Here is a 12,294-nt window from a genome sequence, read left to right as displayed (position 1 = left end):
CCGCTCCTCATACCCTGGGCCACTCAAAAAGAGGGAGTCGCAAATAATCCCCCTTCCCAAGTCTGGGGAGGGTTGGGAGGGGTTGTTTACTCCACGAGCCCGGGCTCCGCTCCTCATACCCCGGTCTACTCAAAAAGAGGGAGTCGCAAATAATCCCCCTCCCCAAGTCTGGGGAGGGTTGGGAGGGGTTGTTTTCACCACTCGGGCTCCGCTCCTCATACCCTGGGCCACTCAAAAAGAGGGAGTCGCAAATAATCCCCTTCCCAAGTCTGGGGAGGGTTGGGAGGGGTTGTGCGGGCACCGGCTCCGCCAGTGGCCCCCGAGTGCCCCATGAACCCGGGCTCCGCTCCGCATACCCCGGGCAACCCCCAGCCGGATCACGCATAATAACGCCGTGGACGAACTGAACGGCAAGGTGGACGAACTCGCCTCGATCATGGCGGAGTTCGGCTTGGAAAAAGCCAAGCTATCCGGCGACGGGTGGGCCGTGGAACTCGCAATCGAGCCGGAAACCCGCGCCGTGGCCGCCGCCCCGGTGGCACCAAGCCCTACCGGTAGCCCCAAGTCAGCGGCAAAGCCCAAAGCTTCGCCCAAGCCTAGCGGCCCCACCGGAATCCCGGTGACCAGCCCGATGACCGGCATCTATTACGCCTCCAGCAGCCCGGGTTCGCCCCCGTTCGCCAAAGAGGGTGAGGCTGTCCAAGCCGGGCAAGTGGTTGGGCTGATTGAGGCAATGAAGGTTTTCAACGAAATCACCGCCCCGGTCAGCGGTGTGGTGAGCAAGGTGGCAATCAAGAATGGCGATCTCGTCCAACCCGGCGATGCAATCCTCTACATCGGCTGAAAACCGGGTGATCCGGCTCGGCTTTTTAGGCTTTGGAACCGTCGGGCAAGGCACATACCGCATGCTGGTCGACAACGCGGACGAGGTTTTGGCCAAAACGGGCACGGTTTTCGAATTGGCCAAGGTCGGGGTTCGAGACCTGACAAAGGATCGGGGCATCAATCCCCAACTGGTGACCGACGACTTATGGGCGATCGTGAACGATCCGTCCATCGATGTGGTTCTGGAACTGATGGGTGGCGAATCCCCCGCGGGCGAACTGGTATTGCGAGCTTTGGAAAACGGGAAACATGTCGTGACCGCCAACAAAGAGCTGATTGCCAAGAATGGCTCACGTTTGGTCTCGCTTGCCAAAAACCGAGGGCTCGACCTGCACTTCGAAGCGGCTGTAGGCGGCGGGATCCCAGTTGTCCAACCGCTGAAGCACCAGCTGGCCGGCAACGATGTCATCAAATTGATGGGGATTTTGAATGGGACAACCAACTACATCCTTACCCAAATGGAACAGCACGGGGCCGATTTTTCCGAGGCCTTGGCCGAGGCACAGGAAAAGGGATATGCCGAGGCCGACCCGACGGCGGACGTGGACGGGTTTGACACGATGTACAAGATTTCGATCTTGGCGGCCATCTGTTTCGGCCGCCAGATCCCGTTGGACGCCGTCCACCGCGAAGGGATCCGAAGCGTTGGGGCCGCCGATATGCACTATGCGCGGCACTTCGGCTACCGGATCAAGCTCCTTGGGATCTGCGAAGAGACATCGGATGGGGAGGTGCTTGTCCGCGTGCATCCGGCCTTGATCCCGCTCGGCCACCAATTGGCCAACGTCAATGGGGTCTACAACGCCCTGTGGCTGCACGGCGATTTTGTGGGCGATTTGATGTTTAGTGGCAGGGGGGCGGGAGCCGATCCAACGGCAAGCGCGGTTGTTGGGGATCTGATCGACGTTGCCCGGAACATCGTCAGCGGAGGCAATGGAAGCGCGATCCCTTACGGGGAAGGGATGCCGATGTCGCCGATCTGCGATTTGGAATCCCGATACTACGTCCGGTTTGAAGTTGCCGACCGGCCCGGCACCCTCGGCGAAATCGCCATGGCGTTCAGCCGATGGAAGGTCGGCCTTTCCCAAATGGAGATGGTGACCAAAGTCGGCGGCAAAGGCGAGATCGCCTTTATGACCCACGTATGCCGGGAAGGCGATTTCACTTCGGCGTTAGATGCCGTGGGGTCGTTGCCGTGCGTCACCCGGGTTGAGAGTTGGTTCCGGGTGGAGTCGTGAGGCTCGCCTGTTTCCAATACGACGTTGTCTTTGGCAACCCTGCGGCCAATGCCGACAGGCTGATTGCAGGTTTGGGTGAAGCGCGGTCGAATGGGGTCGATCTGGCGGTTTTCCCGGAGGCATTTTTGACCGGTTACTGCGTTTCCACTGCGGAAGAGGCCGAGCGGATTGCCATCCGGGTTTGCTGCGACCGGGACTTTGATGTCACCGAGTGCCATGACGATGTGGCGCGGGTGCAAGCGGCCGCAGTCGAGCTCGGCATTCATGTTGTGGCGGGGTTTGCCGGCAAGGATGGATTCGGGCTCTACAATGGGGCGCTCCTGGTGGAGCCAGATGGCCGGATGCGCCGGTATGTCAAAACCCACCTGCCTTGCTTGGGTTTCGACCAATTTGCCACCCCGGGGACGGCCCTGCCGGTGTTTGAGACCGCCCTCGGACGAATCGGCATTTTGATTTGCTATGATTTGCGGCCGCCAGAGGCCGCCCGCGTCATGGCCCTCCGTGAGGCGGATTTGATCGTTTTGCCGACGAATTGGCCGGTCCGCAAAGGGACGACACCGGCGTTGATGTGCCCGGCGAGGGCCATGGAGAACAAGGTGTTTTTTGCCAGTTGCAACCGCGTTGGGGATGAAAACGGCTTTTCATTCCGCGGAGAATCGGCGATCTACGGGGTTGGTGGCGAAGTTTTGGCTTCGGCTGGGGATGCCGAAGCCGTCATCCAGGCTGAATTCGATATCAAAGATGCCCGTCAAAAACGCACGGTGGTGATCCCCGGGCAATTTGAAACGGATGCCTTTGCGTGCCGGCAACCTGGGCTTTACTCTGATCTCACGTCGTAAGCCGTTTGCGGCGTTTGGCCCGGTTCATGAGAAGTGGGGCGATTCCCAAAGTGCCGAAAAGGCTGGGTTCGGGAACTGGGCTGGCCGTCACGGAAGACCATTCTGCCGCAATGCTGTGCGGGTTTGTCGGTGTGTCGCTGTCGACGACGGCCCGGCGGAAGGTTTGGTTGATCTGAAAAGAAATCCCGTGGCTCGTGTTCCCGTAAGGTTGCACAAGGTTGCCAACCTGGACGCCATTGGCGTCGAACAGGGTGACGGAAATCGTGATGTCGTCGTCGTTGCCCCCATCCCCGGCCAACAGGGTGGCGTTCGTGATGTCGCGGTCGAATGTGAAATCAATGGGGCTGAACGGATTGCCAGCAATATCCGGGCGGGCATTGGCAAAGCAGGATTTTGTGCCCTGGTTGTCGGCAATCGCCAGCGATGAGACGTGAACCCATCCCCCGGCCGACCGGACGGTGAGGTTGACACCGGAGTCCGAGAAAACGACACCGCTGGCATGGCCGGCAACCGGTTCGTTTTCAAAATCGAACGTCGCGCAGGTGCCGAGTGCGGCAAAGCAAAGAAGGGCGAACGCAAAGATGGGCTTCAAAAATTTTCTCCTCGCTGCCACAATGCTAGCACGTTCAATTTGGTTCGGTGGATAACCCTCCTCGGAGCCCTAAATTTCCGGTCACCAGCCTGATTCGCGCTGGTGAGAAGCACAGCCCTTGCGGCGGGGTGGCGGCTTATGGGCCGACGATGCGGAGGCTGAACTCGCTGGTGTCCCCGGTGGCGAGATCCGTTGCCGTTGCGGTCAGAATCTTCCCGTACGTGCCGCTGTAGTGGGGAAGCGATACCGTTGTCGTCGCCACCCCACTTCCGTTGGTTGTGACAGTCACCGAACCCAAGTAGTACTGCCCTTCACCGTAGTTGCTGGGGTCGGCCGATGGGCTGACGTAAATGTCGATTGCGTAAGCCTTGTTGGCGACCGAGTTCAAAGTCACACCGATCTGCCAGTTGGACCCGTTGAGTGATACGCTGGTAAACGTGGGGAAGTTTTGCAGGTTGTTGGGGCCGGTGTCGGCATCCAAGGCGTCGTTGGCGGTGACACCAAATGAACCATCGTTCTTGGTGAGGTCGATCCCAAGGGCCGAGTTGTCCCAAATCCTGTTGAACCGGATTGGGTTGCCAAATGTGGCGTCGTTCCAGATGCCGATGCCGCGTTGACAGTTGGTGACGAGGTTCCCGCTTGCCGCCCCCCCGTTCCCGATGTAATTGCCCGTTGCCCCGTTTGTGAGCATGATGCCTTCCCACTGGAACGGGGCGGGGTTGTAGGATGTGTTGAGGCCGATGATGTTGGCCCGGATCGCATTGGAATCAGACCCCCAGAGCGCAATGCCGCGTTTCCCATTGCCGAGCCGGTTGCCGGAAACGGTGCAATCCCGCGCATTCTCGCCCATGCCGATGCAGTCGTCGCCAAAGGGGACGTTGACGTTGCCGTCATTGGCAAATCCGATTTGGTTGTTAACGACCTGGTTCCTTGGACTGTCGATCCACAGCCCGGCGCCGCTGGTGTTGGCGATGCGGTTGCCTTCACCTGGGTTGGATCCGCCGATGTAGTGCCAGTAGGCGTCGGCTGTCACCGAGACACCCGACCACCGCACCGGGGCGGCCGTATTGAGGTCGGCCCCGAGTCCGATCAGGTTGCCTTGGACGACATCATAATCTGTGGCGGCGTCGTTGATTTGGATGGCGTTGCCTTCGGTGGTATTGCCAATGACGTTGCCCTTGCCGGGTGCCCCAATGACATTGTATTTGCCCGCCCCAAAGATCAGGATCTCGGAATATCGGATCGGCGCGGCGGTTTTGCCATCTTTGCCAAAGCCGATATAGTTGCCGTGGATTTCATTGGCATACATAGTGGCCAAAACGACGCCTTGGTAGGCGCAATTGCCGATCACGTTGCGCTGAGTGGCCGTTGATCCCCCGATCAAGTTATAGGCCCCGCCATCGTTCATCCAAATGCCGGAACCTCCAACCGGGGCAGCCGTGAGCCCGTCCTTTTTGAAACCGATCAGATTGCCTTGGATCGCAATGCGGTAGCCACGGCCGACATAGATCCCATTGTTGGACGTGTTGCCGATGAGGTTTCCTTCGCCTGAGTTCGGCCCCCCGAATTGCGGGTAAATCGTGGATCCCCAGCAGGCAATGCCTTCTCCGGTTACAGGAGCGGCCGTTGAGCCGTCGGGGCAGAGCCCAATGTAGTTCGATTGCACCTTTCCGACATAGACGGATTCGAGCGCAAGCCCATTGCTCCCGCAATTGCCGATGTAATTCGGTGCCGACGGCTTGCCGATTTGGAACCCGGTGGCGTCGCTGCGCATGTAAATGGCGGAATAGGTGATCGGGGCGGCGGTCAACCCATTCCCGGCGATACCAAAATAGTTGCCCGAGACTTCAAGACCGGTGCCGCCATCCACAAACATGCCGTAATTGGCGGCGTTGCCGAAGTAGTTTCGTTTTGAGGGGGCCCCTCCCACCGTGACATTGGTGTATTCGCGCATCGAAAGGCAGGTGTAGGGCATGGCACTCGCCGCCCAGCCGGCCAAATATCCCAGATAGTTGTTTTCAAGGTTGCAGTTCGTCACGCGTTGGAGCCACACGCCGTCGTATTGGGCCCGGGCGATCAAGTTGCCTTTTAGCAGGACGCCGCTCGAATCGAGCACCGTGATGGATTCTCTCAGATTGGATTGGTTGGCAAGGGCTTCGGCATCAGTTGAAAGATAACAGTCCTGAACGGTGGCCCCGGTGGCATTTTGGATTTGGATGCCCGACTGTTGGTAGTTTGCGATGGCCAGTCCTTTGACCGTGTTCCCAGACCCTTTGATCATCAAGCCGTACGTCCATTGCCCGGCGTTTGTGCCGTCGATCTGGATTTCTGGCCCGGCCACGTTGGTATTTCCAGTGAACGTGGTTTGCGAACTGCCGTCGATGGTGGCACCGGTTGCCGTGATATCGGGGAGGGCCCGTGTTGGGCTGAGTTTGAAGTATTTGCCGTTGAAACTGGGGTCGCTGGTGGGGATTTTAAACGTCAGTGTTTGGTTGGGGAAGTCGTTGAGGTAGGTGAGGCAGTCGATCAACGATCCGGGGCCGGTGGCGTTGGAGTTATAAACCACTCCCGGCATGGGCTGAGAGCCGCTCACCGTGATTTTGACCGTGTACCCGGTTGCATCGCCGGAGAGGACTTGGATACTGATTCCGCTCGGTGCGTCGGAATAGGTTTCGCCCGGCGTCCAGATGGCCCCCGCATCATTCGGGTTGTTGTCGTTGGTGCTATCCACCACTTGCGCGTACCGGTCGTCGTTGAATTGGCCGGGGTTGAAGATGTCTTCCACGCGGCGGAATTCATCAACCTGGTGGATGAGCACGCCTTCCAGCGGGACACCGGTGTCGTAGCCGACTTTCTTCCGCGCTTCAACTGTGTAGTAGTATGAGTTTCCACCCCGGATGAACACTTTTGCCATCAAGTAATCGTTGGTTGTGGGGGTTTCCAGGCGTTCCAGGCGGATCGTGGTGGATGTCCCTGGATAGGCATAGTAGATTTTGTTGGCATCGATCCACTTGTTTTTGTTGCGGTTGTAGGCGATGTAGCCCGTTCCAACATTGAAGTTCGTACCGAATGGGCTCCCGGCATTAGCCTGGTAATTGCCGCTGCTCATGCTGTCCCATTGCGAATCATAGGGGGTCGAGTAAGGCCCCGAGCAGTGGGGGAACCCGATGTTGTGGCCCATTTCGTGGGCATAGATTTGTTGGGATGTCTGAGGTCCATCCAGCACCGTGCATGGCATCCACCGATCTTGCCCGTCGGCGGTGACATGGACGTAAGTGGCATAAAACCCGTTGAAGTCGTCAGTGACGTTGAGGCAGAAATTCATGCCCCACCAGGAGGCAAAGTTCACGTTGGCGTCAATGAGGGGCTGGATATCGGCGAACAGCTTGGCCGAGTCATAAAGGTTTGCTACCCCGTTCCCCGGCGAGCAATATTGCACTTTAGTTTTGGGGAGGTTTTGCCAATCCAGGGTCTGGCTGCCGGTTATCGAGGTTTTGCCATATGAGGCCTGCTGGATCATATGATCCATGCCAGGAAACGTGTTGCGGAGAAAAGCCTGGTAATAGCTGGCGATGTGGGGCGAAACCCCGGTGGAGTCGGATGTTCGGAGCAAGACGTTGAGGTAGGGCCGGTTATCGGCCGCTTCCTGGAATGGCGAGCGCTGGAATTGACCGGGGGCCTTTTCCCGATACAGGCCCAGGGCAGAGAAATAGGGCCGGTCGCTCCCCGGATAGCGGAGGAGGTCGGGCGTGAAGAGATCCAGGGTTTCGATCTGCACGGTCTTTGCGGCCGCATCAAAGACCCCGGTCACCTTGACGATCTTGCCCTGCAGGGCACTCACCCCCCCATACTGGCGGACGAGGTCCGAGCCCGGCCCGGCGAGGATCTCTGTGCGCTCCCCGTGGTCGTTGCCGATATAGATGCGGATCGCATCTTCGTGTTGCGGATTCTGGTTCCTGGGGTCAGGGCAATACCGGTCAACCAAAAACCAACCGTAAACGGCGGCATGGCGACCGTCGAGATAGGCCACGTTGTCGGCCCATCCTTGCGGGAAGGCGGGGTGGTTCGCATCCGGTTGGGAAGCTTTTGGGAAAGATTTGGGGGCGGTATCGAACAGGGGTGTGCGGGTTTCGGGGGCTGGCGGCAAAGATGCGCCAACGTTCGCAACAATGATGAGAGATGCTAACAACGAGATTCCCACGGCCCAAAGTTTACCGTTCGGAAAAAAAACAATAATTGAAAAATGAATCGGCCCGCACCGATTGGTGCGGGCCGGTTGGTTGTGAGGAAGGGGCGTTATTCCTTCTCGGGTTCTTCAACCTTTGCTTCGCTGTGCATCACTGGTTGGTCGACGGATTCCAGATGGTGCTGGCCTTCGTTGGGGTCGGCCCCTTCGGCAGCGGCCATGCCGGTACCCATCCCGCCCCGCTTGGACCACCAGATCGCCACGATCAGCATGGCGGCGGCGAACAAGGTGATGCCGATGAGCACGGCGCTGTCCCGTTTGGCGATGACCGCCGGTGCCAGGAGCAACGCGACCAGGTTCATGACCTTGATGAGCGGGTTGAGGGCGGGGCCGGCGGTGTCCTTGAACGGGTCGCCGACGGTGTCGCAGACAACCGCCGCCTTGTGGGCTTCGGTTCCTTTGCCGCCGTGGAGGCCGTCCTCGATAAGCTTTTTGGCGTTGTCCCACATGCCACCGGAGTTGGCGAGTAAGACAGCCATGAGTTGGCCTGAGAGGATCGTCCCGGCAAGGAACCCGCCCAGGGCTTGGGCGCCGACCAGGTTGTATTCCACCCCGTTGATCATGGTCATCGGCTTGCCGATGCTGAAGCCGAAGCCAACGAGCACCGGGAAGAAGATCGCCAGGATGCCAGGGCCGAGGAGCTCCGTTTGAGCCGCCTTCGTGACGATAGCCACGCACTTGGCATAGTTGGGCTTGCTAGTGCCCGCCATGATCCCGGCATCGTTGCGGAACTGAGCCCGGACTTCGTTGATGAGTTCGAACGCCGCCCGGCCCACTGCGTTGATTGAGAAGGCCGAGAACAGGTAAGGCGCGGCACCCCCGATCAGCAAGCCGAGGAAGATCTCAGGGATTTCCAGCCGCATGCCGACAGCGGTGAGCTGCCCTTCTTCGACATAGGCGTGGAAGAGGGCGACCGCAGCGACGACAGCCGTGGCGATGGCAAAACCCTTTGTGAGGGCCTTGGTCGTGTTGCCAGCGGCGTCCAGCAATTGGACGCGGCGGGCGCCGTCGGGCGAATCATGATGGGCTCCCGACATTTCGAAAACGCCTTGAGAGTTGTCGCTGATCGGGCCGAAGGTATCCATCGCCAGGATGAACCCGGTGGTGGTGAGGAGCCCGAGCCCGACAAGCGCGATCCCATAGAAGCTCAGGATGTATCCACCGTATTCAGCTGGCGGGAAGATCAGGAGCGGGCCCATGAGACAAGCCACGATGGCAAACACGCTGAAGACCGAGCTTTCTTGGCCATAGGCGAACCCGGTGATGATCATCGGGGCCGGGCCAGCAGTGGAGACCTGCCCGAGTTCTTGGACGGGCCGTTTGTGGAGGCCGACGTAGTAGTCGGTGAGGGCTTCGAAGACGAACGCCATGACCAACCCAAGCGCAACACAAGCCAAAAACTGCCACCAATGGGCGGTTTTGTGCTTGATGTAGGCCAATTGCGGCGTTAGGCTCGGCGGAGCCGCGCCGGCCTTGGCTGGGTCAGCCTTGACCTTTTCGTTGTAAGCCTTGACCTTCTCAACCGGTGCGGCAAAGCCAAATTGGGCGGCCCCGCCCATCGCCCCGGGGAGCGGCTGGACGAAGCTCAAGTTCACTTCTTTTGGATCTGCGTCGATCCCGGCGATGACTTTGCCTTCTTTGTTGGCAAAGATCGTGGCGGGATACTCTTTTTCAACGGTGAGCTTGGTTCCCGGCGATTGGGTTTCGAACTGTTTGATCGTGTCGTCGAGTGCCTGCCGGGTCATAACCCCGACGTAGCCCGATTGCTTGCGCGGGGCCTTGGTGGGGTCGGGTTTGCCTTGGGCGTCGGTGGCCGGAACGGAGACGGAGATCTTGTAGATCCCAACCTTTCCATCTTTGGCGAGGTCGCCAAGGGTGGCATAGGTGGGTTCCGGTTGGGCCGTCGGCGATGTCGGCGTGGCAGCCGGCATCATGACAGCGTAGTTGTTGACCAAGTTGCCTTTGTCACCCGGTTTGACCGACTTGTATTCTTTAAAATCCTGTTCGGCGGGAATGGCCGATTGCCCCCCAGCCAGAGTCTGGGTGATCCGGGATTTGACTTCGTCTTCCGCCAACTTGCGGTTGTCGGCCGTGTCTTCCAACGAAACCTGCTTCATCAAAGCATCGACCATTTTAAGGGCCTGGATCTCTTTGGCATTGAAGACGTCGTCGGCGGAGACTTCGTAGACTTCCTTCTTCTGCTTGGCCGCAATGTCGGAGGCGGCGCGGAGGATGGCCTCCGCGTTGTTCCGCTCGTTGATGTTCGAGGCGACAAGCTGGTTGGTCTTGACGAGTTGCGACGGGTTCATCCCGCCGAGCATGTAGTAGGCGACGCCAACGGTGGCGACGAGTGCGATGGCGGCCGAGGCATAAAAGCCGCGGCGGATGGATTTGAGCGGGTCGACGGAGATGTCGTCCGAGCCCTTAACCATGAAGATCCCAACAATGGAGGCGACGACGCCGGCCCCACGGGCCATCAAGGCAAAGATGATGAGCCGCATCCACACTTCGGTGGGGAAGAGGGCCGCGGTTGCGGCGCCCAACACGATGGCGGCGACGAGGGTGACTTCGTAAGATTCGAAGACGTCGGCGGCCATCCCGGCACAGTCCCCAACGTTGTCACCGACGTTGTCGGCAATGGTGGCAGGGTTGCGTGGGTCGTCTTCGGGGATACCGGCTTCGACCTTCCCGACGAGGTCGGCACCGACGTCGGCGGCTTTGGTGAAGATCCCCCCGCCGACCCGCATGAAGAGGGCGGCAAGCGATCCGCCGAAACCGAAACCGACGAGCAGCTTGGTGGCGACGTCGGGGAATCCAAGGAAAATGGATGTGGCGCCGATGAGCCCCATACCCACCGTGACCAGCCCGGCGACCGAACCAGATTGGAAGGCGATCTCAAGCGAGGATTTGTAGCTGGTGAGGGCAGCGTTGGCGACACGCATATTGGCGCTGACCGCTGCCTTCATCCCCACATAGCCGGCGATGTAACTGGCCCCGACGCCGAGCACGAAGCAGACCGCCGTCATGGCGGCGACCGTCGGCCCGTAAGAGCCTTGGTACATCGCAAACAAGATCCCGGAAATGACAACGACGAAGACGGCCATGGTCCGGAACTGCTGGCTCAAATAGCCCAACGCCCCCGATTGGATGGCGTGCCCGACTTCTTGCATTTTCTCGTTGCCCGGCGAGGTGGCTTTGACCCGCGACCAGAAGAAATAGGCAAAACCAAGGGCAAGGAATCCGAGGATGAGCGAGATGATCAAGAAGATCCGGTCGCTTTGCGAGAACTCCAATTTGATGTTTGCTTCGGCACCACTGGCCAAGGCGAACCCGGGAGCCAATGCGGCGAGCAAGGCGAGGATCAAGGCAAGGGCCCTCTTCTGGCCGGCCTGCATCCAAGTTGTGGGGTTATGCGTGTTCATTTTTCGAGACGTTCCCTCTGAACGCTAAAAGGGGCAGGCTTGCAAACCTGCCTCCAAGGAATGACAGACTTTACCTTCTCAAGAAAGGCGGGTGCCACGTCTGGGCCGGGTGGTATCTGGTTGCCGGGTGTCCAGTAGACTCTTAGCACGAATGGCTTCCGAGGCGCGAGGCTGGCAGGGGTTCAAGGCCTTTTTGGAGATGATCAAGGTCGAGCACTCCATTTTCGCCTTGCCTTTTGCGATGGTTGGCATGATGTGGGCCTCGCGCACGGCGGGGCTCGGCCTGTTTCCGGGATGGCGCGTTTTTGGATTGATCGTCGTGGCCATGGTTAGCTGCCGCAGCGCCGCGATGGCTTGGAACCGGATTGCTGACCGAGACATCGATGCTCTTAATCCAAGGACTCGGTCGCGGGCGATCCCAAGCGGCATTTTGAGCCTGCGGACGGCGAATATCTACTTTTATGCGAGCGTGGTGGTGTTTTTGTCGGCGGCCGCGTTCTTGAATCCGTTGGCTTTGGCGTTGGCGCCGGTTGCCTTGCTTGTCACCCTCGGCTATTCGATGACCAAGAGGTTCACGCCGCTTTGCCACTTTGTGCTGGGCTTTGGGCTAGGGATGGCACCGGCTGCGGCATGGGTTGCCGTGCAGGGGAGCTTGGCGTGGGAAGTCCTGCCGCTCGTTGGGGCGGTGATGTGTTGGACGGCCGGCTTTGACATCATCTACTCCCTGCAGGATGAGGAGTTCGACTCGGGCCAGGGATTGCACAGCCTTCCCCAGGCGGTCGGCAAAGCCCGCGCCCTGTGGGTGAGCCGTTTCTGCCATATCGCGGCGGTTTTGCTGCTGGCCTGGTCGGTTGTGCTGATGGGCGGCTGGCTGGTGGCCCTCGCTGGCGTCGTCTTTGCGGCCGGCATCCTGGTTTACGAACAAAGCCTGGTGAAACCCGACGACCTCAGCCGTGTGAACCTGGCATTTTTTACGTTGAACGGGTTTGTCTCAATCGGCGTGTTCCTTTTCATCTGGGTGGATTGGGCGGTGCGGCATTGGCTCTGAGATTGCCGTTTGACGGGGCGGGCC

7 protein-coding genes and 1 pseudogene are annotated in these 12,294 nt (G+C 59.4%); 4 read left to right on the top strand and 4 right to left on the bottom strand.

Annotated features, from left to right (window positions below; all coding sequences use genetic code 11):
* The first annotated feature begins 394 nt into the window (after positions 1-394).
* From JNM28_02885 to JNM28_02875, 3 genes are read left to right on the top strand one after another with little or no spacing between them, the layout of a single operon-like run.
* Positions 395-844 carry a biotin/lipoyl-binding protein gene (locus tag JNM28_02885; protein ID MBL8067369.1) on the top strand — a complete coding sequence of 150 codons (450 nt, stop codon included), beginning with the start codon at positions 395-397 and terminating at the stop codon, positions 842-844.
* Positions 798-2,123, top strand: coding sequence for a homoserine dehydrogenase (locus JNM28_02880; protein ID MBL8067368.1), 1,326 nt, complete (start codon positions 798-800; stop codon positions 2,121-2,123). Before JNM28_02885 ends, JNM28_02880 begins: the two co-directional genes overlap by 47 nt.
* Positions 2,120-2,962 (top strand): carbon-nitrogen hydrolase family protein, encoded by an 843-nt coding sequence (locus tag JNM28_02875; GenBank protein MBL8067367.1) that lies wholly within the window; start codon positions 2,120-2,122, stop codon positions 2,960-2,962. The genes JNM28_02880 and JNM28_02875 overlap by 4 nt, the downstream gene beginning before the upstream one ends.
* On the opposite strand, the gene JNM28_02870 is transcribed toward JNM28_02875, so the two are convergent.
* From JNM28_02870 to JNM28_02855, 4 genes and pseudogenes are all read right to left on the bottom strand, one after another.
* Positions 2,952-3,554: a hypothetical protein gene (locus tag JNM28_02870; GenBank protein MBL8067366.1), complete on the bottom strand. Its 603-nt coding sequence runs from the start codon at positions 3,552-3,554 to the stop codon at positions 2,952-2,954. The two genes, JNM28_02875 and JNM28_02870, sit on opposite strands and share 11 nt — an antisense overlap.
* A gap of 136 nt (positions 3,555-3,690) precedes the next feature.
* A complete protein-coding gene (locus tag JNM28_02865) occupies positions 3,691-7,755 on the bottom strand; it encodes a right-handed parallel beta-helix repeat-containing protein (GenBank protein MBL8067365.1) in 4,065 nt (1,354 codons plus the stop codon).
* 95 nt (positions 7,756-7,850) lie between these two features.
* Positions 7,851-10,121, bottom strand: coding sequence for a sodium/proton-translocating pyrophosphatase (locus JNM28_02860; GenBank protein MBL8067364.1), 2,271 nt, complete (start codon positions 10,119-10,121; stop codon positions 7,851-7,853).
* Positions 10,113-11,195, bottom strand: a pseudogene (locus JNM28_02855) (sodium/proton-translocating pyrophosphatase). Before JNM28_02855 ends, JNM28_02860 begins: the two are co-directional and overlap by 9 nt.
* 178 nt (positions 11,196-11,373) lie before the next feature.
* Here JNM28_02855 and JNM28_02850 point away from each other — a divergent pair.
* Positions 11,374-12,270, top strand: coding sequence for a 4-hydroxybenzoate octaprenyltransferase (locus tag JNM28_02850; GenBank protein MBL8067363.1), 897 nt, complete (start codon positions 11,374-11,376; stop codon positions 12,268-12,270).
* Positions 12,271-12,294 lie beyond the last annotated feature (24 nt).

It is taken from the genome of Armatimonadota bacterium (assembly GCA_016789105.1).
Classification (GTDB): Bacteria; Armatimonadota; Fimbriimonadia; order Fimbriimonadales; family Fimbriimonadaceae; genus UphvI-Ar2.
This window is presented reverse-complemented; position numbering and strand designations above follow the sequence as displayed.